We start from the raw sequence: 21,591 nt of genomic DNA on the forward strand, positions 1-21,591 counted from the left end.
TGATAAAAATGAATAGAATATAAAGATGCGGATTTTGAAAACAATTACTGAAGTGCGCCAATGTATCGTAGAAGAGCGGCGTTTAGGGTTTTCTATTGGTTTTATTCCAACTATGGGAGCATTACATGATGGTCATCTTGCGTTAGTGCAGCAAGCAAGAGTGATGTGTGATCGAATATTGGTTTCTATTTTTGTTAATCCAAAGCAATTTGGTCTCCACGAGGATTTTGATAAATACCCAAGAGATTTAGTAAATGATTGCGCTTTGTTGGAAAAAGTGGGAGTTGAATATGTTTTTGCACCTTCTGTGGAAGAAATGTGGCCAATAGGAAATGAAACAATTGTGAAGGTAGAAAAATTATCATGTATTTTAATAGGAAGATTGCGTCCAGAGCATTTTTGTGGTGTGACCAGCGTTGTTGCTAAGCTTTTTAACATTGTGCAGCCAGATAAGGCTTTTTTTGGAGAAAAGGATTTTCAACAAATTGTTATTATCCGTCGCATGGTTAAAGATCTAGCTTTCCCGATCGAAATTATTGGAGTACCTATTTTTCGTGAAGCAGATGGTGTAGCTAGCTCTTCACGTAATCAGTTATTAACACCAGAAGATCGTAAAGCTGCAAAAATTATTCCTGAGAGTGGTAAGGCTGCTGAAAAACTTTATTACCAAGGTGAGCGATCAGTTTATAAATTATGCAAAATTGTTTGTGATACTTTACAGAAAGAATCGCGTGCGATTGTTGAATCAGTAGATTTACGAGATATGGAGACCTTATGTGTTATCAAAGAAAAATTGGATAAACCCGCAGTTTTATTACTAACTGTCCGCTTTGGTAAAGTTAGACTTATTGATCAATACATATTGCAATAGAAGGGCAGCTGGAAATGAGTGTACATAAAACCATAAAGCGTATTACCGCTTCTGAAATACAATTAAGAAAAGGACAAGAACCGATTGTTGCTTTAACGGCGTATCAAGCTTACACTGCGCGGATTGCAGATCCATATTGCGATTTCCTTTTGGTTGGTGATAGTGTTGGTATGGTTGTGCATGGATTTGATACAACACTTCCAGTTAGTGTAGATATGATGATTTTGCACGCGCAGGCAGTTATGCGTGGATCTAAGAGAGCACTTGTGGTTGTTGATATGCCTTTTGGTTCTTATGAAGAAAGTAAAGAACAAGCTTTTTCTAATGCGTCGCGTATTCTTTCAGAAACAGGGTGTGGTGCGATTAAGCTTGAAGGTGGTGTTTATATAGCAGAAACAATTGATTTTTTGTGTAAACGCGGCATTCCAGTTATGGGGCATATTGGTCTCACTCCTCAGGCAGTGAATCGTTTTGGTGGTTTTAGGACTCAAGGGCGTGAAGAGAGTGATTGGCAAAAGATTGAAGCAGACGGGGCGGCGATTGAAGAGGCAGGTGCTTTTGCTATTGTTTTAGAAGGGATTGTAGAACCCTTAGCAGTGAAGATTACAGAAAAGCTCTCTATCCCTACTATTGGTATTGGTGCGTCTAATCAGTGTGATGGACAGATATTAGTAATGGAAGATATGTTAGGCTATGGTGCTTATGTACCTAAATTTGTGCGTCGTTATGGTGTTATTGAACAAGAAGTAGAAATTGCAATCAAGAATTATGCAGATGACGTCAAATCACGTTCTTTTCCAGCTGATGCAGAAATTTATAAATTAAAATAAAATTCAGTTTAGTATAAAATTATTACAAAACAATCAGTTGTTATAGATCTTTGCTAATTGGTGTACATTCCTTCATACGTACTTTGTTTGTTCTCAATTTAAGCTATGATTTTGTTAGTTTATATTATTGATCAGGATAGCTTCACAATTGTTGAAAAGATATTTTTGATAGTGGATATGTAGCAAATATTCGATGGGATTCAGCAGCATTCATTTTTACAGACTCTAAACTACGAACTATTATAAAAACAATAGTTATAAAGTACCAAATATCCACAGAATAATGGTGAAGAGAGGTACCTATTTTACTCCTCTTAATAATTACAATAAAATTGGTATAAATTGAAGAAAACAATAAACCAGTGTATTTACGTTTTCTCAGCTACAATGAAAAAAAGGATAAATGGTAAGAAAGATATCAAAATAAGTATTTTAGCATTGGAGTTATTAAAACAGATTAAAAGGATATTTGCAACTTTTGTGTAGAGTATGGTTGTAAGGTGAGTTTATTTAGTAAAGTATTATTTTGGATGCTAAAATAGCGAAAAGATTCTTTTGTATTGAATTTAGTAAAGATGCTAGCCTTCATAAGATGCAGAAATATGGTCAGTTTATTTGATGTTTTTAGAGCTTTTAAGAAAAAGATTAATGAGCAGAAGAAAGTGCGCTTTGATTTTTTAAAATAAAATAAAATGGAAAGAAAAGGTTATTATCCTTGGCATACGTCGGTATGGTGAAACAAGTGTGATTCTTGAAATTATGGCGCGTCAGTATGGCCGTTACATGGGAGTAGTAAAAGGGGAGGTGTTCTCGTCGTATATTAGCTCTTTTTCAATCTGGGAATTTTGTAGAAGCTGAATGGTGAGCTGGTTTAGACGAACATTTAGGATTTTTTCGGCTTGAAGCACTTGATTTACATGCTGCACGATTAATGATTTTACCAGAGGCATTTTACGCTTTTTAGCTGATAATTTTTCATTTACGCTTGTTTTTTGAACGTGATCTACACCCATATTCTATATGATATTTTACACCTTTTTATACAGAATTTTGATGAGTTCTTTGTAAACGCTGAATTATCTGTGCGTTTTGAAATATGTGTTCTTGAAGAGCTTGGTCTTGATTTATCTTGTTGTACTGCAACGGGAAGTCAGGAAAAATTTCATTATATATTATCAAAATCAGGGGTAGATAGCATTTTTCAATGAATTCATATTATTTTTTGTACAAGCTTTAAAAGCTAAAATTATACAATCTATGATACATTTTAGTACTTTATAGAGAAGAGTGCAGGAATATTTATTACTAAATAATTGCGGAAAAATTTTCTAAAACATTTGCTTTATAGGAAGTAAATACTATGTGGCAAAATAGGTACACTTTCCTTACATTTTATTATATGACATAAGTATTACTATATGACATAAGTAGAATATTTTTCTGATACCAACAGGAAAGGATCTAGTAAATCAAATACTGGCTAGAAAGTAATTTTTGCCAAGTATATGTTTTTCACTTTGTTGTAATTTGACTTTAATTTTTAGCTAGTTTCTACTGTGCTTTCAGGAAAAGTAAAATTCATATTTTCAGCAATATTTATTGTGACAGGAGCATTTTCTACTACAAATGGGATGTTTTTATCCATAGCATCTTTGACATGATCAATACGCATTAAAGTTAAAGCTTCATTTGCAGCACATGTTCCCAAGTAACCAAGTACTTTGGTTCCTGCTTGCACGCTGGACCTTGGAGTTAATTCATGCTGGCTTTTTACTACTAAAATTCGGCGACGTGCCATATGGCGATGATGCATTCGTGCAACAACTTCTTGTCCGATATAGCAGCCCTTGTTGAATGTTAATCCATTGATTTGATCGTAATTAATATCATGGGGAAAGACTTTACCTATTTCATAATCTTGACCACTTTCTGCAATTGCATAACGGATACGCATTCGGTTCCAATCGTTATTATATTCTGGAGCAGAAAAAGGTATTTTTCCATAGGTTCGTATTATTTTTTCTTTTTGTGGAAATCGCTTGTCAATAAAACTTAAATTACAATCTGAGACATCTATTTCATCATTCCAAAAAACTGTAACAACTTCCTGTAATGGTTGTGTGATTTCTACTTTTGTATGTAATTTATAGAGAAGAAGACGTTTTTGGAAAGCATCAGCTAAAGACGTAACAATATCAATTAGATAGCCATCATTTATTTTACCGATTAGAAAATCAGCAATAACCTTTCCTTGTGGGGATAAGAGAGCTCCAGGAAAAATTTCTTGTGAGCCGATTTTTTCTACATTTGTCGTGATAAGAATTTGTAAAAAATGTGTTGCTTCTTCACCAGTAACTTTAATAACCTTTCGGTTTTTTAAAAGAATGGCATTTGGTTTTTTAATCATGGTTCTTGCCTTTCTGCCCAAAGTTACATAATCGATAAGGAAAGGATATGTGAGGAGCACAGTTATGTTTAAAACATTTGATACAATTTTTAAAGGTGCAACACTTGTGAATCATGATGGAACTAGCAAGCGTGATATTGGTATCACAAATGGTTGTATTGCTGAAATTGGTGATCTTACATATGCGTCTGCTGGTGAGGTAATTGATTGTACAGGGCTTCATATTTTGCCTGGTATTATCGATAGCCAAGTTCATTTTCGTGAGCCGGGTAATGAATATAAGGAAGATTTGGAAAGTGGATCATATTCTGCAGTCTTAGGAGGAGTGACAGCAGTGTTTGAAATGCCCAACACCAGTCCATTAACTACATCTGAAGAAGCATTGACTGATAAGGTTAAACGCGGATTTCACAGAATGCATTGTGATTTTGCTTTTTGGGTTGGAGGAACGCGTGAAAATATACATGAATTGGCTGAGCTAGAAAGACTTCCTGGTACTGCTGGAATTAAAGTATTCATGGGTTCTTCTACGGGTGATCTTCTAGTAGATGATGATGAAAGTGTACGCCTTATTTTAAAAAATACACACCGTCGTGTAGCTTTTCATTCTGAAGATGAGGCAAGACTAAAAGAGCGTAAAATGTTGTGTATTGAGGGTGATCCATCATCACATCCGGTTTGGCGTGATGAAGTTACAGCATTAAAATGTACACAGCGTTTGATTAAAATTGCGCATGAAACGAAAGCACGAATTCATATACTGCATCTTTCTACAGCAGAAGAAGTAGATTTTCTAAAAAATCATAAAGATATAGCAACAATTGAAGTTACACAGCATCATTTGACTTTGGCTGCTGATGCTTATCAGCAATTTGGTACATTGATTCAAATGAACCCACCTATCCGTGAAAGCCGCCACCGTGAATCTCTTTGGTATGGTGTTCAGCAAGGTATTATTGATGTTTTAGGTTCTGATCATGCTCCTCATACACTAGAAGAAAAGCATAGGCCTTATCCCTCTTCGCCTTCAGGGATAACAGGTGTGCAGACAACAGTAGCAATTATGCTGACACATGTGAATGCAGGGAAGATATCTCTTGAACGTTTTGTTGATCTTACTTCACATGGTCCAAGCCGCATTTTTGGTATAAGTTGTAAAGGACGCCTTGCTGTTGGGTATGATGCTGATTTGACTATTGTTGATCTTAAACGGGAAGAGATTATTACAAATGCATTGATTGGTTCACGTGCTGGTTGGACACCTTATGATGGTAAAAAGGTTAAAGGTTGGCCTGTTGGAACCATTATTCGTGGTATGCGAGTCATGTGGGAAGGTGAAATTATCACACCTTCGAGGGGTGAACCTGTTAAATTTATAGAATCCTTAGCATAGTAAGATTAAAATTAATGAGTTTAATAGAATGATTAAATGGAGATAAAAAGCAATTATAACAATCTTATTATAATAAATAAAAGCATTTTTAGGATTTTTTCTTCAAGAATTGAATTTATTATACTTCAATTATTAGTTCATTTATTTTGGAGATAGTTGCTATTTAAATAGTATAAATTGAAAGGGGATGGTAATTTTTAATAAATTAATTGTTAAATTTCGTGATAAGATTTTCAGATAAGGATATTCCTTCTTTAATGTATCTTTGATTTGCTTCAATCGCTGATTGTGTACAATGGCGATAATTTGCTGAAAAAGCACGATAAGTCTCATTAAATGCTTCATAAAAATAAGCACGTCTTTGTGGAGTTGGTTTTTCTGCTTCAATTAATGCAATCATGTAGTTATACCATTGATTTGTTGGGGTACTACAAAGATTTTGCAAATAGTGTAGAGATCCCAAAATCTCTGCTAGCCGTAGCAATTTTTTATCATGTGGTAGAGGTTGTTGTGCAAAAGTTGATATTGAAGTTAAGAAGAATATTAAAATAGTGTTTTTTATCAATGTATTACGCATTATTTTTATTACTCAATTTTATTTAGTGAATTTTTGTACGAGTACAATAGTAGATATGGTTTTGTCATTAAACGTATGTTGAAGGGTAGGGTAAAAGTTATTTATACATCATTATCAATAGGGGATACGTTATAAAATTTAGAGCATGAAAGATGGAAAAGAAATAGTCAATAATAATTGATTTGGTTTTGTGTGGTTAAGAAGTTTAAATTTTTTGTATGTAATTTATTTTTGTGGGAATTCGCATTTTATTTGCACATTTTTGTGCATTGAAGATTTTTTTCTTCAACAATTTTGCCATTAAGAAAAGGGGTATAATAGAAAACTTTAATATTTAACAAAATAAAATGGCATTATTTTTGTGATAGATGATGAACATGGCATAGATAAAATAGAGCAATTTTAAAAAATTTCATCTAAATCCGCATAATTTGATAATTTGGAGTAACGTCTATTTAGAAAAGTAGCGAGTAACATTGTTAATGGAGTGTAATTATGAGAGAGTTACGATTTTATAATACTCTTACACGCAAAAAAGAAAATTTTATACCAATAGATGCTACTAAGGTACGTCTTTATGTTTGTGGTCCAACAGTTTACGATTATGCCCACATTGGTAATGCTCGCCCTGTAATTGTTTTTGATATTTTATTTCGCTTATTACGTCATGTCTATGGCAATGATTATGTTATTTATGTACGTAATATTACAGATGTGGATGATAAGATTAATGCACGAGCAGCTTGTGAGTATCCGGAGTTAAAACTTAATGATGCTATTCGCCAATTGACTGAGAATACATATTCTCAATTTCAAAAAGATACAATGGCACTTGGTTGTTTACCACCAACTAGCCAACCGCGTGCAACGGATCATTTAAAGGAGATGTGCTCTTTGATTGAAAGGTTGCTTGAAAAGGGACATGCTTATAGAGCAGAAAATCATATATTATTTTCTGTGAGTAGTGTCAAAAATCATCCTCATTATGGTACATTTGCAAAACGCTCATTAGATGAAATGAGAGCAGGCGCACGTGTTGATGTTGCTCCTTATAAAAAAGAGGAGATGGATTTTGTTTTATGGAAGCCTTCTGTAGAGGGAGAACCAGGTTGGGTATCACCGGCAGGAATTCCTGTTTTTGGTCGTCCAGGTTGGCATATTGAATGTTCTGCAATGTCGATGGCAAAACTGTTAGTTCCTTATGGTGGTGGTTTGGCATGTGATAACCCAAAAGCAAATGTTTTTGATATCCATGGTGGTGGTATTGATTTGATTTTTCCTCATCATGAAAATGAGATTGCACAAAGTTGTTCAGCTTTTGGGACTGAGCGAATGGCTAATTTTTGGATGCATAATGGTTTCTTGCAGGTTGAAGGCAAAAAGATGTCTAAAAGCCTTGGAAATTTCATTACTATTCGTTCTATTTTAGAGAGTGATTTTTTTGAGTTTAGTGATGCTTTAACAGATGAAGTAAAACAAGATTGGTCTGGTTTGTCTACAAGGTTTTCTATGTTACAAACTCATTATCGTGCACCGTTAAATTGGACAAGTCAGCGTTTAACACAATCTAGTAGAGAATTGTATCGTTGGTACGAATTACTTCGCTGTGAAAGTGGGTGTTTAGAGAATAATAAAGTTTTTGATAATTCTTTAATAAACGCATTAAGCGATGATCTTAACACTCCGAATGCAATTACTTTTCTGCGACAATTTTATAAAGAAGGGGATGCTATAGCTCTCGCAAATGGGATGAATTTACTTGGACTATTGCGGAAAGAATGGGTTAGAAAAACCGAATGCCCATTGTTTATGGAAAAACCCTCCCTTGATTCAAAATTTATTGATCAGCGTATTGTCGAAAGGTTACAACTTATCCATAATAAAGAGTGGGAAGCTGCGGATAATATTCGTGATGAGCTTGCAGCTGAGGGAATCTTATTAAAAGATAGCAAAGACCCACAGACTGGCAAGCGTATAACCAAATGGGAAATAAAGCGGTTCTAATTCCTGTATTCTAGCAGCTTTCATAACAAGAGAGAAAGTCTGATGGAATTTTTGTATTATTACGGGTATATCGCGCTTAAATTGATTACAGGTCTCATTATCTTCTTTTTAATTTTAAGAACTACAGGACGTGGAAGTCTTAGTCAGATGACACTTATCGATTTAGTAAGTAATTTTGTGATGGGTGGTATTATTGGAGGGGTTATCTATAATTTAAATGTCAGCAGTATTCAATTATTATTTATCTTATTTATTTGGCAATCTTTGATTACATTTCTTAATTTTTGGGCACGCTATTCAACTTTTTTTCATCATTTTATTGCAGGGCAAAATTTTATTGCAGGGCAAAATATCACATTAGTTTTAGATGGCGTATTTCAAAGGGATAAGATTAAAAATTTTGGTATTAATGTGAATGATTTGATGACAATATTGCGTATTAAAGGTTGTAGTTTGCATGAAGCTGCTTTTGTTCGTTTGGAGATCAATGGTGATTGGTCTGTTATTAAACAGGAAGAGGGTAAGAAGTCGGTCATTTTGGTACAAAATGGTAAAATTCTCGATAAAAATCTTAAAGAAATTGATAAATCAAAGACATGGTTTCAAGAAGAATTGAAAAAAAAGCGCATACCAAGGCTGAGAATTTGTTTGTGGCAGAATGGTATAAAAATACAGATCAAAATAACAAGCTTTATAGTGGATTATTTCTTGTTCCTTTTTCAAAAACAGTTTAGCTTTGTGTAGTCTATTTGAGGCTTATATTAAGAGATAATGTGACTTGTAAACGGGAACAAGGGAAGTATTGTGATGATTTGTTAAGTGTATAGTAGAGAAGTAAGGGCTTTATGAAACAAAATGAAATAATAAAAACTGTATCATCAGATACAGGTCGAACTCTACGTACCTTGTATAATTTGTGGTCTTATATGTGGCCAACAGATCGGCACGATCTGAAAATGCGTGTTATGTGGGCGATATTTTGTCTTATTGTAGCTAAGTTAATTCTCATATCTGTACCATATTTATTTAAATATGCGACAAATACACTTGATGCGAGTAAGCTATCTGTATGGTTTTCATCCAGTTTAGTTATTCCTATCATATTTGTTTTAGCATACAATATTGCACGTATTGTTCAGGCTGGATTAAATCAGTTGCGTGATTCCATTTTTGCAACTGTTGGTCAATATGCTGTTCGTAAATTAGCATATAAGACCTTTGTACATATTCATGGATTATCTTTGCGATTTCATTTAGAAAGGCGAACTGGTGGGCTTTCTCGTGTAATTGAACGTGGTACGAAGGGAATTGAAGCTGTCGTCAGGTTTTCGATTCTTAATACAGTACCAACAGTTTTGGAATTTATTCTGACAGCACTTATATTTTACATAAATTATGGAGGATATTATTTTTTCATAATCGTGGTGACAGTTGGTTTATATACTTTATTTACAATTAAAGCGAGTAATTGGCGTATTAGTATTCGGCAAAAAATGAATACGGCAGACACAGAAGCTAATACACATGCTGTTGATTCTCTTTTGAATTTTGAAACAGTTAAATATTTTTGCAATGAAACTTTGGAAGCAAATCGATTTGACTCTTCTATGGCGAGTTATGAAAAAGCTGCGACCAAAATTTGGACATCGTTAAGTTGGCTTAATTTTGGTCAGGCTCTTATTTTTGGTATTGGAATGACTATCCTAATGTTAATGTCGGCTTATGAAGTTTTTTGTGAGACTCAAACTTTAGGGGATTTTGTTTTTATTAATGCATTTTTAATACAGCTTTCCATTCCACTGAATTTTATTGGTTCAATTTATCGTGAAGTTCGACAAGGTTTAACTGATATCGAAGCTATGTTTGATCTTTTAGATGTTCAGCAGGAGATTGTTGATAAACCAGATGCTAAGCCATTAGTTGTGACTGGTGGTACCATTCGGTTTAATCAGGTAAAGTTTTCCTATGATCCAACTCGTCAGATTCTTAGAAATATTGATTTTGAAATTCCTAAGGGTAAAACAGTTGCAATTGTTGGTCCATCAGGTGCGGGTAAATCAACTATTTCTCGATTACTTTTTCGATTTTACGATGTTGATTCAGGTTCAGTTACAATTGATGGCCAAGATATTCGTGATGTAACCCAAAAGAGTTTACGTGAAGCCATCGGTATGGTACCTCAAGATACAGTTTTATTTAATGATACGATTTTGTATAATATCCGTTACGGTCGTCCAAATGCTACAGATGAAGAAATACGCAAAGCTGCTGAAATGGCACAGATATTGAAATTTATTGAGATGCTTCCAGAAGGTTTTCAGTCTATGGTAGGTGAACGTGGTCTCAAGTTGTCAGGTGGTGAAAAACAGCGTGTAGCTATTGCACGAACATTGTTAAAGGCTCCTCCGCTTCTTATTTTGGATGAAGCAACCGCGGCTCTTGATACGGCTACAGAACAAGAGATTCAACAGGCATTGGATATCGTAAGCCATGGTCGTACAACATTGATTATCGCTCATCGTCTCTCTACTGTTATCAACGCGGATAACATTTTGGTTCTCAAAAATGGTCGTATTATTGAGAATGGGACACATACTGAGCTTTTGCATAAGAAGGGTTTATATGCTTCAATGTGGAATAAACAACTTGAAGCATCGCAGGCCGAAGAAAAATTACGTAAAATGTGTGAGGAAGATGAGCTGGGTATTGTTAATCGTAAAAAATGAGCTGTATGAAATGGTACCTATAGCTTTATATGGGGTAATTGATTAAGTAGACAAAAAGATTTATTACGTGTTAAATCATATCTATGAATAGGAAATTATATGAGTATTCTTCAATCTGTTTGTAATAGCTTTGTACCAATTCGCAAAGAAGGTTATCCTTTTATTGTAGTGTTTTTTGCTATTTCACTCATTCTTGGTTGGGTATGGGAGCCATTATTTTGGTGTGGCCTTATTTTAACAGTGTGGTGTATATATTTTTTTCGTGATCCAGAGCGTGTAGTACCTTTGAATCCAAATTTGATAATATCTCCTGCTGATGGGCGTATCTCATTTATTGAATCATGTATTCCTCCTGAAGATTTAGGATTAGGTAACAATGAAATGATCCGTATTTCTGTATTTATGGATGTTTTTTCATGCCATGTTAACCGTATTCCTATAAGCGGTACAATAGAGTCTATAGTTTATCGTCCAGGTCATTTTGCTAATGCTGAGCTTGATAAAGCTAGTCAGTTTAACGAACGTAATGGGATGGTGATTGACAGCAAATATGGTAAAATTGGTATTGTACAGATAGCAGGAATGGTTGCCCGCCGAATTGTTTGTTGGTCAAAGGAGAATGATTCAGTTATTACCGGACAGCGTTTTGGGATGATTCGTTTTGGATCCCGTCTTGATGTTTATGTACCAACTGAAGTAAAATTACGTGTTGCAGTTGGCCAGACAGCAATCGCTGGAGAAACAGTTCTAGGTTTTTTTGATGATGAGGGTGCTGTAGAGGGTGGTGCTGTAATTGAATTCAAATTTGATTAGGATAGGCAATGGAATTTTTTTCTCTATTTTCTTCATTTAATCCTGAAGGACAGCATGATGATACCGCAAATCGGTGGCGTTCACCCACACCGATGCGGTATGTCGTCCCTAATATTATAACTATTTTAGCAATTTGTGCAGGGATGAGCAGTATTCGTTTAGCTTTTGAGCACCGCTATGAAGCTGCTATTTTAATGGTGCTTTTGGCAGCAATTTTAGATGGTGCTGATGGCCGCATTGCTCGTTTGATGGATGGTAGTTCATCTTTTGGAGCACAAATGGATTCTCTTGCTGATATCGTTAATTTTGGTGTTGCGCCCGCTCTTATTGTTTATTCTTTTATTTTAAATCAAGCTTATCAAGTTGGTTGGATTGCAGCGCTTGTCTATTGTGTTGCTTGTTGTTTGCGGTTAGCTCGTTTTAATGTGATGTTGGATCATGCTGATATTCCGAAATGGCAGGAAAATTATTTTGTTGGTGTTCCTGCTCCAGCTGGAGCATTGTTACTTTTGTTACCTATTTATTTAGGAGCTCTTGGTTTAATACCAAGTTGGGGCTGGGCATTATTTTTTAGTCTTTATACTTTGATCATTGCTTTTCTTTTAGTTAGTCGCCTACCAGTATGGAATGCAAAAATAATAGATCAAAATTTGAGGCGTGATATCGTTGTACCATGTATGCTGGTTATTGTTATTTATGTAGGTTTTCTCGCTACTTACACGTGGCATACTTTATTGATTACAGCTGTTAGTTATATAATTTTTCTACCTTGTAGTTTTGTGACTTATAATAAGCGAGTTTCTTTGGAAAAAAAGAGAAACAATGATGAAAATATCCAAGAATCATAGAGTTTTAATTTTTCTTTTGGAAAATGAAGTAAAAATATAGAAGAAATATTTTTCAAGAATTTTTATCACCATAGCTATAATTAGTTAGGTATATGATAGTTCACAAATTGATTTTCATGAACATTAAAGAGTTTGCCTGTTTCTTGTAAATTAGGTGATAATAAATGTACTATCTTTGCAGCAACTTCTTGCGGCGAAGGTAAGGTTTGTGGGTCTTCTGTAGGCATAGCTTGCGCGCGCATAGCAGTGCGTGTTGCGCCTGGGTTAACACAATTAACTTTAATAGGAGTTTGTTTTAGTTCTTCTGCCCAGCAGCGGGTAATAATTTCTAAAGCAGCTTTAGAGGCAGCATAAGGTCCCCAGGAAGCACGTGCAAGATGAGCAACGCTTGAGGATAGCATAATAGCTCGTCCAGCATCAGATTTGCGCAATAATGGTTCAACTGCTTTCATTAAGCGCCATTGGCTAATAAGATTTATTTGAAAAATATCTTCAAATACCATGTTTTCGGTATGAGCTATTGGTGAAAGTGTTCCAAGGATTCCTGCATTGGCAACCATAATATCGAGCTTTTTCCAACGATCAGCAATAGAAACACCAAGAGTATCAATATCTTCCATATAATGTAAGTCGAGTGGCACAAGGGTTGCGGAAGCACCTTTTTTCCGAATTTGATTGTCAAGTTCAGTTAGTCCACTGATTGTTCGTGCAATAGCAATAATGTGAGAACCACGTGCTGCGAGCTCTAATGCTAAATGATAACCAATCCCCCGTGATGCTCCGGTAATGAGTGCAACACGACCAGAGAGATTAAAATCAAATTTTTGCATCATTAATCTCTTGTTTTAAGGACAGATAATTGATGAATTTTGGGAATACTCTCTTGATCAACTAAATGTGTAGGATAGTGCCCAGTAAAATAATGATCAGTAAATTGTGGATCAGTGTTATTTCGTTTTTTTCCTGAAATAGCGAGATATAAGCCATCTGTTGAAAGAAAATTTAATGAATCAGCTCCAACAAAATTACACATAGATTTTAAGTCTGGATATTGATTAGCCAAAAGACTTTCAATTTTAGGTGTATCAATACCGTAGAAATCAGGGTAGAAAATCATAGGGCTAGAAATGCGCATATGAACTTCTTTTGCTCCTGCATCACGAAGCAGTCTTACAATCTTGACAGATGTTGTTCCACGTACAATGGAATCATCGATCAGAATAACACGTTTTCCTTCGATGACAGAACGATTTGCAGAATGTTTTAATTTAACCCCAAAAGCACGAATTTGTTGCGTTGGTTCGATAAAGGTACGACCAACATAATGGTTACGAATAATACCAAGCTCAAAGGGAATTCCAATTTCTTGTGCATAGCCAATTGCTGCAGGTGTTCCTCCATCAGGAATAGGAACTACGACATCACCATCACAAGGGGCTTCTTGTGCCAAGCGGATGCCCATATTTTTACGTACTGTATAAACATTACGTCCACCAACGATTGAATCAGGACGAGCAAAATAGACATATTCAAAAAGACAAAGTTTCTCTGGCTTCTCGATCTCAGGTTTTATAATTTTTTTAGTGATTTCTCCATTTTTTTGTATTTCGCATATGACGATTTCTCCATTTTTGACATCACGGATATATTTTGCTCCAATAATATCAAGTGCACAAGTTTCAGAACAAAAGATTGGTTTACCATCAAGTTCGCCCATCACGAGTGGTCGGATTCCTATCGGATCACGTGCTGCAATGAGCTTGGTGCGCGTTAGCGCCAGCATAGCATATCCACCTTCTACTTGTCGAATAGCGTCAACAAAGCGATCAGAAGATGACTCGTGGCGCGAGCGAGCAATAAGGTGGAGAAAAACTTCTGAATCTGATGTTGATTGGCAGATAGCACCGGAGGCAATGAGTTCACGGCGTAATGTAAGACCATTTGTGAGGTTACCATTATGAGCAATAGCAATACCTCCAGCCTTTAATTCAGCAAAAAGAGGCTGTACATTGCGTAAGGCTATTTCTCCGGTTGTTGAATAACGAGTATGACCGATAGCCAAATTTCCTGGTAAACGAGCAAGTGTTGCAGGATTGGTATAGTGATCACCGACAAGACCCAAATGTTTTTCTTGATGAAACATCTTGTTGTGGTAGGAAACAATTCCAGCTGCTTCTTGCCCACGATGCTGAAGTGCATGGAGCCCAAGAGCTGTTAATGTTGCAGCATCTTCGTGTCCAAGAATACCAAAAACTCCGCATTCTTCATGAAGAGTATCGTCATCCAATGAAAATTCCTGACAGGGAATACCGGCTTTTATCATCTTATTCTTTCAATTATGGTATAGGAAGTGATATTACACATTATCTAAATTATTCTTCAATAACAAATTATTTAACATCTTGTTGGGTATTTTCATGAAAATGACTATCGCTTGTAATTATATCATCTTTTTTAAAGATTTTTTCTGCTTTTTCGAGAGCAGAATCGAGATTTTTTGGCAGTATTTCTAAAACTTTTTGACCCAATGAATCTAAAATAGGTTTTGTTTTCGCATTTTTTAACCAGTTAGATTGTTGCTCAGGTTTGATAAGGGCATTAATGAGCAATACACCAATGACCATGATGAATAAGCCACGAAGTGCTCCAAAAATAAAACCGATAGTGCGGTCAAGTATACCAATTTGACTATCAATAATAAGATCGGAGAGTTTCATTGTAATGATGGAAGTAATAATCAAGATAATGATAAAAATTGTGACCAATGTTGCGATTAATGCAATCATTTTATTAGAGAGGTATTGTTCAAAGAAAGGTAATACGGGTTTGAATAAAAATAGTGTAGCAACAGCTGCAATTGCCCAAGAAATCAACGATAATACTTCACGTGAAAATCCTCTGAGCATGGCTAGAAGAGCGGAAAACAGGATGATTGCTAAGACAATTCCATCAAGGACTGTTATAATCATTTGTTTATTCCTTGTACATAAATTTATATCCGTTTAACCAATATATAAATACGTTTCTGGTTACGTTATTTTTTGTCCTTATAACAAGGATTTTGCGCATTTTGTAGAATTTTTTTCTAAATTGTTATGTTTGTGGTGTAGGTTATTTTTTACCTGTAACAATAGCAGTGACCAACTCAGGAAGATCAGAGAATGTTTTTTGTTGAAAAGTTGGTGATTTCATTATTTCGGTTGTTGTAGTAGGCTGAATAGATCCTTGAAAGCCGAGTTTTTGGGCTTCATTTATGCGTTGCCCTGAATGCGCAACAGAACGTATGGATCCTGAAAGGCTGATTTCACCAAAATATACATAATCAGTTGGGAGAGGAATGTTTGCAAGGGAGGATATTAAAGCTGCTGCAACAGCCAAATCAGCTGCTGGTTCTGATATACGATATCCACCAGCAATATTAAGATAAACATCATGTTGCCCAAAGCGAACACCGCAATGAGCTTCTAAGACAGCTAGAATCATTGAAAGGCGATTCCCATCCCACCCAACGACGGCACGTCGTGGTGTTCCAAGCGACGAGGGGGCAACAAGTGCTTGAATTTCCACTAATATTGGGCGTGTTCCTTCCATTCCTGCAAAAACAGCCACTCCTGGTGCTTTTTCATTTCGTTCACCTAAAAAAAGTTCAGATGGGTTGATTACTTCTCGTAATCCTTTATCAGACATCTCAAAAACACCAATTTCGTTAGTTGGTCCAAAGCGATTTTTGACTGTTCTAAGGATTCGATAATGATGCCCACCTTCACCTTCAAAATAGAGAACACCATCAACCATATGCTCGACAACACGGGGGCCAGCAATTTGTCCATCTTTAGTGACATGGCCAACAAGAACAACAGCAGCTCCTGTTTTTTTTGCGAAATGAATCATTGCCTGAGCACTGATGCGTACTTGTGTAACGGTTCCGGGCGATGAATCTGCTGCATCTGACCATAAAGTTTGAATTGAATCAATAATAACCATATCAAGTTTTTTATATTCACTTAAGGTTGCAAGAATATCTTCAATATTAGTTTCAGAAGCAAGTTTAACCTCTGTATTCGCAGCACCAAGCCTTTGCGCACGGAGGCGGATTTGCGCAATGGCTTCTTCACCTGAGACATAGATGATTTGATATCCTTTTCGTGATAAGGCAGCAGCTGTTTGTGTCAGTAATGTTGATTTACCAATACCTGGATCGCCGCCAACAAGTAATGCTGACCCACGAACAATTCCCCCACCAGTAACACGATCAAGCTCGGCAATGCCAGAACAAATGCGTGGAGCATCTTCGATATTTCCAGCAAGGGATGTAAGAGAAACTACACGTCCCTTACGGACATTTTTTATAGGGCCACTGCCGATACCGTTATTCGTACTTTCTTCAATAAGGGAATTCCATTCTCCGCAGGAATTACATTTTCCAGCCCAACGTAAATGGACAGTACCACAATTTTGGCAAATAAATTGAACACGGATACGTGCCATAGTAATTTAACCATATTGTTCTGGAAGATAATTACTGTCTGCCAGATCACTAAAGCGTGTGAAATCCGATTGAAAGGCAAGATGGACAGTTCCTGTTGGCCCATGCCGTTGTTTTGCAATGATAATTTCTGCTTTTCCAAAAAGATTATTCATTGTGTTTTGCCATTGATTATGTTCAGGACTACCTACTTTAGGTTCTTCATTTTTAAAATAATATTCTTCACGATACACAAAAAGAACAATATCAGCATCTTGTTCAATTGAGCCAGATTCACGTAAATCTGAGAGTTGTGGGCGTTTATCTGTTCGTGTTTCAACTTGGCGTGAAAGTTGTGAAAGAGAAATAATAGGAATATTTAGTTCTTTAGCTAATGCTTTGAGACCTGTCGTAATTTCTGTAATTTCTTGCACACGGTTTTCGGACGAACGCTTTAAATTACTTGTCATTAACTGTATATAATCAATAATCAATACATCCAAACCATGTTGCCGCTTTAAACGCCTTGCGCGTGCTGCAAGTTGTGCGATTGATATCCCACCAGTTTGGTCAATGTAAAGTGGTACTTTTTGTAAATGACGTGTTGTCTGTATCATTTTTGAAAATTGTTCTTCTGAAATATTACCGCGCCGGATATCAGAAGAAGAAAGCTCCGTTTGTTCAGAGATAATACGTGTTGCAAGCTGTTCTGATGACATTTCAAGTGAAAAGAACCCAACAATTCCTCCTTCATTTTCTTGTGAAGAATCTTTTATTTTGGTATTGTGATTATAAGCGCTCGCAATATTGAAGGCGATATTGGTAGCAAGTGAGGTTTTACCCATACCAGGACGTCCAGCAATGATAATTAAATCAGATGGTTGTAATCCTCCCATTTTTTCATCAAGTGTTTTGATATGAGTAGCTATTCCTGATAATCGTGAAGAACGCTTTTTCGCAGCAGTTGCCATATCAATAGCTTTTTTGGCAGCTTCATTAAAATTTTCAAATCCACCACCGTATTTTCCTTTTTCTGCTAATTCAAACAGGTGCTGTTCAATAGTTTCAATTTGTTGGGTTGGTGTAAATTCTACAGGAGCATCAAAGGCTGTATTGACAAGTTGATTTCCGAGCTTTACCAAAGATCGCCGGATAAAAAGATCATAGATAACTCGTCCATAATCTTCAGCATTAATGATTGTTACTGCTTCTTTAGCCAAACGGATAGTGTAATTGAATACAGTTATATCTCCAATTTTTTCTTCAGCTGGGATAAATGGTTTAATGGTAACCGGAGTTGCATGTTTTCCTTTTTGGATAATGTGAGATAAAATATCATAGATTTTTTGATGCAATGGTTCAAAAAAATGCTCTGGTTTTAGAAAATCTGAAACACGATCAAGTGCATCATTGTTAATGAGAATTGCTCCAAGCAATGCTTGTTCGGCTTCAATATTATGCGGAAGTTGTCGGAAAGAAGAAGAATCTTCTTTTTTTGAAGAGTTGAAACTTACAACACTTGTTTCTTCCATAATGGTATTTTTCCCATAAAATTTTTACGTTTGGTTATTTTAGATAATAACTTAAATACTGTACATTAAAAGGATAAGATTACAAATCTTCATTTTAAATTAAAACTGCATTCTCTTATATTTTAGCTTTTATAACTAAAAAATCATGAAAGGGTATTTGGTAAATTTTTAAAATTGTACTTTCAGTACGCTACAAAAGTGCGATACTCTATTTTTAGAATTATATCACAGTGTTTCCAAATTTTATTATTGATGTGAGACTGTTGGTATGAATAAGATAACTTTTTTATAATCAAAATTATTTTATCTAACGTACAGATATAAGAAATTAACCATCTATACAAGATTTATTCTTTTAAAGTACTTGGATCAAGTGATTTTTTATTTCTATTTTGGTAGAATAATATATGAGAATATCATTTTTTGTTATAATAATAATAAAATACTCAACTTTAAAAGCTGAGTATTTTATTCATGTAACAATGATAGTAAAAAATCAGAACTAAAGGAAAAAAAGATAAGAGAAATAGTAGTTAAGATTCTTCATCAGTGTTGTTTATTATCATTATCATTGACTTCTTCTGTAAGTGGTTCTTCTTGCTTTTCTATCAATGGTTCTTCCTGAATATCATATATTGCTTCAGCAAAGGTAAGAGTCTCACCCTCTGCTTGGCGTTGCGCTTCATTGATTGAACGCGCGACGTTAATTGTCACAGAAATTTGTACTTCAGGATGTAGGTTAATAGTGATAATATGGAGACCAATAGTTTTTATTGGATGATTAAGTTCAATCTGATTGCGTCCAATAGAAAATCCTTCAACTGTTATAATTTCAGAAATATCACGTGTCGATACAGATCCATACAGTTGTCCTGTTTCACCAGCAGAACGAACAACAATAAATGATTTACCATCAAGTTTTTCAGCAATTTTTTGTGCTTCACTTTTGCGTTCAAGATTACGAGCTTCAAGTTGTGTGCGTTGTATTTCAAAGTGTTTTTTATTAACTTCATTGGCACGTATAGCTTTGCCTTGAGGTAAGAGAAAATTGCGTGCATAGCCATCTTTAACTGAGACAATGTCACCCATCTGACCGAGACGGGGAATGCGCTCAAGCAAAATAACATCCATAATCTTTCCTTTCGAATAAATAAATTAGTGCAGTTTATCGTGTGATTGAAAGTTGTATTGAATAGTTGCCCAAATACCCATTAAAAGCATCATGAAAGAAATAGGTGGAGCAAAAACAACGGTCAACATGGCGATATAAACAAGAGAAAGTATAATAATTCGGCCACTTACCTCTTTTGTAATATTATGAAGATATGCCAAACCACTGATTGATATAATGACAATATATGCAGTAGTAAAAACACGCATGATCAAATTAAGAGTAAAGCTTAACTCAATCATTGATGCTATACATACAGTAATAAAAACCACAAGTCCAGAAATTGGGAGACGGAGAGTTCGTCCCCAGTCATCATAGGGTCTTGTTAGCCATTTCATATATTGTACTGTTGTTACAGAAAAATAAAGATTACCAATAAAAAAAATCAAACTATAAATAGTCAGAGCAATAGCTGTTAAAGTTGCAGCATGAGTCATTAAAAGCTCACTAAAAGCAAGTATATCGTCTTCCCTTATAGACTGCGATTGTTGCATAGTTTGTGCTATGTTCTCAGTGATTTTTTTCATAATGATAGGTGTGGATGGATGAGTTTGAATATAAAGTCCGATAAGGCTTGATATAAGAGCAATAAAGTTGGTTAGATGAAAAATAACTGATGATAGTGGATACCATATAAATGAATTTTCTTCTTGCGTTGGCTGTGCAAGTCCAAGAAGCCAAGAAGCATAGACCGCAGGAAGAAAAAATAACAGCATAAAGCCAAAACCAATATAGATATCAGTAGCTATAGTAAGAACAACAGTAGCACTTATTAAGGAAGCAAGGCTAGCTAATGTTCCCCAACCAAATGCAACGATAAAGATTGGAAGTGAAAGAAAACAACCAAGAAAGAGAGAAAAGTAAGGTGCGATATTTGTGATTCTAATGATTGCCATTCCTATAACGACAACAAATAATCCAGCTAAAACACCGGTCATAATCTTATAAACACAAAAGTTTTTCATTTATCGCTGTCCTGCCTTTTGCAGTTAGAGGCATTATAATGCCCCAACTTTTAATATTTCATCCAGTTCTGCACATATGTATACAATTGATTGATGCGTTACTGAATCATAAAAAAACAGCCAAGGAGATTCCTCAGCTGCATAATAGATTTGAAAATTTACTTTATAACATATGGAAGCAAGCCAAGAAAACGGGCACGTTTAATAGCATTAGCCAATTCACGCTGTTTTTTCTGACTAACAGCTGTGATTCTTGAAGGAACGATTTTTCCACGTTCTGAAATATAACGCTGTAATAATTTGATGTCTTTGTAATCAATCTTTGGAGCATTTACACCTGAAAACGGGCATGTTTTACGACGGCGATGAAAAGGACGACGTGCTGCAGTTTGATTAATATCAGTCATTATTCTACTCCTTCTACAACATCTTCACGTCGATGACGTGGGTAGCGAGGCCGTTCTTCATCTTGACCTGTGTGTCCGTTCCGGTCAAGTCGCGAAAATGTAGCAGACTTTTCTTTTTCGTGCTTTTCTACGCGAATAGTCATGTAGCGCAAAATATCTTCATTGATACGCATTTGCCGTTCAATTTCAGTAATTGCTGCGGCTGGTGCATCAATATTGACCAAGACATAATAAGCTTTACGGTTTTTGCGAATACGATAAGCGAGGGGACGAAGACCCCAATTTTCTATACGCCCAACTTTTCCACCGTATGTTTCAATGACACTTTTGTAGACACTCAAAAGTTCATCAATTTGCTGCGGTGCAATATCTTGCCGGGCAAGGAACATATGTTCGTAAAGAGCCATTGTTTTGCCTTTCTTCAATTAAACTTTACCGGTTTTAGCGCAAAGCCTCTGCGACTTGTCTTTTTTGGAAATCCAAAGAAGAAAGGACGCGTTTACAATTCGAGACATTCGAGAGCGGAGATACGGGAAGTCGGAAATATTGTATTTCCTACTGGTTATTTTCCAGCCCTCCGTT

Annotated in this window: 18 protein-coding genes and 2 pseudogenes; 9 read left to right on the forward strand and 11 right to left on the reverse strand. The window is 35.6% G+C overall.

From position 1 onward, the window contains the following. Positions 1-25 precede the first annotated feature (25 nt). The 3 genes and pseudogenes from panC to recO form a co-directional block, all read left to right on the forward strand. Complete coding sequence (gene panC / locus V4P56_RS01815) at positions 26-871, forward strand: pantoate--beta-alanine ligase (protein WP_455482386.1); 846 nt, start codon at positions 26-28, stop codon at positions 869-871. A 14-nt stretch (positions 872-885) separates the two neighbouring features. Next, entirely contained in the window at positions 886-1,701 is an 816-nt protein-coding gene (gene panB, locus V4P56_RS01820; protein ID WP_455482387.1) for a 3-methyl-2-oxobutanoate hydroxymethyltransferase, read from the forward strand. Between the two features lie 687 nt (positions 1,702-2,388). Further along, positions 2,389-2,888, forward strand: a pseudogene (recO, locus tag V4P56_RS01825) (DNA repair protein RecO); the annotation flags it as partial. 353 nt (positions 2,889-3,241) lie between these two features. Here recO and ygfZ read toward each other — a convergent pair. After that, entirely contained in the window at positions 3,242-4,108 is an 867-nt protein-coding gene (gene ygfZ / locus V4P56_RS01830) for a CAF17-like 4Fe-4S cluster assembly/insertion protein YgfZ (protein ID WP_455482388.1), read from the reverse strand. A gap of 64 nt (positions 4,109-4,172) precedes the next feature. Between ygfZ and V4P56_RS01835 the strand changes: the two genes are divergently transcribed. Further along, on the forward strand, positions 4,173-5,501 hold the full coding sequence (locus V4P56_RS01835) for a dihydroorotase (protein ID WP_455482389.1): 1,329 nt from the start codon (positions 4,173-4,175) through the stop codon (positions 5,499-5,501). Between the two features lie 205 nt (positions 5,502-5,706). On the opposite strand, the gene V4P56_RS01840 is transcribed toward V4P56_RS01835, so the two are convergent. Beyond that, on the reverse strand, positions 5,707-6,078 hold the full coding sequence (locus tag V4P56_RS01840; protein WP_455482390.1) for a TIGR02301 family protein: 372 nt from the start codon (positions 6,076-6,078) through the stop codon (positions 5,707-5,709). Between the two features lie 495 nt (positions 6,079-6,573). On the opposite strand from V4P56_RS01840, the gene cysS reads away from it, so the two are divergent. From cysS to pssA, 5 genes and pseudogenes are all read left to right on the forward strand, one after another. Continuing rightward, complete coding sequence (cysS, locus tag V4P56_RS01845) at positions 6,574-8,082, forward strand: cysteine--tRNA ligase (protein WP_455482391.1); 1,509 nt, start codon at positions 6,574-6,576, stop codon at positions 8,080-8,082. Positions 8,083-8,124: 42 nt separating this feature from the next. After that, a pseudogene (locus tag V4P56_RS01850) lies at positions 8,125-8,816 on the forward strand (DUF421 domain-containing protein). A 111-nt stretch (positions 8,817-8,927) separates the two neighbouring features. Next, complete coding sequence (locus V4P56_RS01855) at positions 8,928-10,808, forward strand: ABCB family ABC transporter ATP-binding protein/permease (protein ID WP_455482392.1); 1,881 nt, start codon at positions 8,928-8,930, stop codon at positions 10,806-10,808. A 99-nt stretch (positions 10,809-10,907) separates the two neighbouring features. Next, positions 10,908-11,621: a phosphatidylserine decarboxylase gene (locus tag V4P56_RS01860; RefSeq protein WP_455482393.1), complete on the forward strand. Its 714-nt coding sequence runs from the start codon at positions 10,908-10,910 to the stop codon at positions 11,619-11,621. Positions 11,622-11,629: 8 nt separating this feature from the next. Beyond that, positions 11,630-12,469 carry a CDP-diacylglycerol--serine O-phosphatidyltransferase gene (pssA, locus tag V4P56_RS01865; protein ID WP_455482394.1) on the forward strand — a complete coding sequence of 280 codons (840 nt, stop codon included), beginning with the start codon at positions 11,630-11,632 and terminating at the stop codon, positions 12,467-12,469. An 80-nt stretch (positions 12,470-12,549) separates the two neighbouring features. Here the strand turns inward: pssA and V4P56_RS01870 are convergent, their stop codons facing one another. The 9 genes from V4P56_RS01870 to rpsF all read right to left on the reverse strand — a co-directional run bounded on the left by V4P56_RS01870 (position 12,550) and on the right by rpsF (position 21,416). Further along, a complete protein-coding gene (locus V4P56_RS01870; RefSeq protein WP_455482634.1) occupies positions 12,550-13,299 on the reverse strand; it encodes an SDR family NAD(P)-dependent oxidoreductase in 750 nt (249 codons plus the stop codon). Positions 13,300-13,301: 2 nt separating this feature from the next. Then, positions 13,302-14,792 (reverse strand): amidophosphoribosyltransferase, encoded by a 1,491-nt coding sequence (gene purF / locus V4P56_RS01875; RefSeq protein WP_455482395.1) that lies wholly within the window; start codon positions 14,790-14,792, stop codon positions 13,302-13,304. Between the two features lie 67 nt (positions 14,793-14,859). Then, positions 14,860-15,438 (reverse strand): CvpA family protein, encoded by a 579-nt coding sequence (locus tag V4P56_RS01880; RefSeq protein WP_455482396.1) that lies wholly within the window; start codon positions 15,436-15,438, stop codon positions 14,860-14,862. A gap of 142 nt (positions 15,439-15,580) precedes the next feature. Further along, a complete protein-coding gene (gene radA, locus V4P56_RS01885) occupies positions 15,581-16,957 on the reverse strand; it encodes a DNA repair protein RadA (RefSeq protein WP_455482397.1) in 1,377 nt (458 codons plus the stop codon). A 6-nt stretch (positions 16,958-16,963) separates the two neighbouring features. Further along, on the reverse strand, positions 16,964-18,466 hold the full coding sequence (locus tag V4P56_RS01890) for a replicative DNA helicase (RefSeq protein ID WP_455482398.1): 1,503 nt from the start codon (positions 18,464-18,466) through the stop codon (positions 16,964-16,966). Between the two features lie 546 nt (positions 18,467-19,012). After that, positions 19,013-19,597 carry a 50S ribosomal protein L9 gene (gene rplI / locus V4P56_RS01895; RefSeq protein WP_455482399.1) on the reverse strand — a complete coding sequence of 195 codons (585 nt, stop codon included), beginning with the start codon at positions 19,595-19,597 and terminating at the stop codon, positions 19,013-19,015. A 24-nt stretch (positions 19,598-19,621) separates the two neighbouring features. Then, a complete protein-coding gene (locus V4P56_RS01900) occupies positions 19,622-20,602 on the reverse strand; it encodes a hypothetical protein (RefSeq protein WP_455482400.1) in 981 nt (326 codons plus the stop codon). A 158-nt stretch (positions 20,603-20,760) separates the two neighbouring features. Continuing rightward, positions 20,761-21,009, reverse strand: a complete 249-nt coding sequence (rpsR, locus tag V4P56_RS01905; protein WP_455482401.1) for a 30S ribosomal protein S18 — start codon at positions 21,007-21,009, stop codon at positions 20,761-20,763. Then, on the reverse strand, positions 21,009-21,416 hold the full coding sequence (gene rpsF, locus V4P56_RS01910; protein ID WP_455482402.1) for a 30S ribosomal protein S6: 408 nt from the start codon (positions 21,414-21,416) through the stop codon (positions 21,009-21,011). The genes rpsR and rpsF overlap by 1 nt, the downstream gene beginning before the upstream one ends. Between the last annotated feature and the right edge of the window lie 175 nt (positions 21,417-21,591).

It is taken from the genome of Bartonella sp. B35(2025) (assembly GCF_053794465.1).

Coding starts and splice junctions, on each gene's coding strand:
- panC (WP_455482386.1), top strand. CDS start 26: ATGCGGATTTTGAAAACAATTACTGAAGTGCGCCAATGTATCGTAGAA.
- panB (WP_455482387.1), top strand. CDS start 886: ATGAGTGTACATAAAACCATAAAGCGTATTACCGCTTCTGAAATACAA.
- ygfZ (WP_455482388.1), bottom strand. CDS start 4,108: ATGATTAAAAAACCAAATGCCATTCTTTTAAAAAACCGAAAGGTTATT.
- V4P56_RS01835 (WP_455482389.1), top strand. CDS start 4,173: ATGTTTAAAACATTTGATACAATTTTTAAAGGTGCAACACTTGTGAAT.
- V4P56_RS01840 (WP_455482390.1), bottom strand. CDS start 6,078: ATGCGTAATACATTGATAAAAAACACTATTTTAATATTCTTCTTAACT.
- cysS (WP_455482391.1), top strand. CDS start 6,574: ATGAGAGAGTTACGATTTTATAATACTCTTACACGCAAAAAAGAAAAT.
- V4P56_RS01855 (WP_455482392.1), top strand. CDS start 8,928: ATGAAACAAAATGAAATAATAAAAACTGTATCATCAGATACAGGTCGA.
- V4P56_RS01860 (WP_455482393.1), top strand. CDS start 10,908: ATGAGTATTCTTCAATCTGTTTGTAATAGCTTTGTACCAATTCGCAAA.
- pssA (WP_455482394.1), top strand. CDS start 11,630: ATGGAATTTTTTTCTCTATTTTCTTCATTTAATCCTGAAGGACAGCAT.
- V4P56_RS01870 (WP_455482634.1), bottom strand. CDS start 13,299: ATGCAAAAATTTGATTTTAATCTCTCTGGTCGTGTTGCACTCATTACC.
- purF (WP_455482395.1), bottom strand. CDS start 14,792: ATGATAAAAGCCGGTATTCCCTGTCAGGAATTTTCATTGGATGACGAT.
- V4P56_RS01880 (WP_455482396.1), bottom strand. CDS start 15,438: ATGATTATAACAGTCCTTGATGGAATTGTCTTAGCAATCATCCTGTTT.
- radA (WP_455482397.1), bottom strand. CDS start 16,957: ATGGCACGTATCCGTGTTCAATTTATTTGCCAAAATTGTGGTACTGTC.
- V4P56_RS01890 (WP_455482398.1), bottom strand. CDS start 18,466: ATGGAAGAAACAAGTGTTGTAAGTTTCAACTCTTCAAAAAAAGAAGAT.
- rplI (WP_455482399.1), bottom strand. CDS start 19,597: ATGGATGTTATTTTGCTTGAGCGCATTCCCCGTCTCGGTCAGATGGGT.
- V4P56_RS01900 (WP_455482400.1), bottom strand. CDS start 20,602: ATGAAAAACTTTTGTGTTTATAAGATTATGACCGGTGTTTTAGCTGGA.
- rpsR (WP_455482401.1), bottom strand. CDS start 21,009: ATGACTGATATTAATCAAACTGCAGCACGTCGTCCTTTTCATCGCCGT.
- rpsF (WP_455482402.1), bottom strand. CDS start 21,416: ATGGCTCTTTACGAACATATGTTCCTTGCCCGGCAAGATATTGCACCG.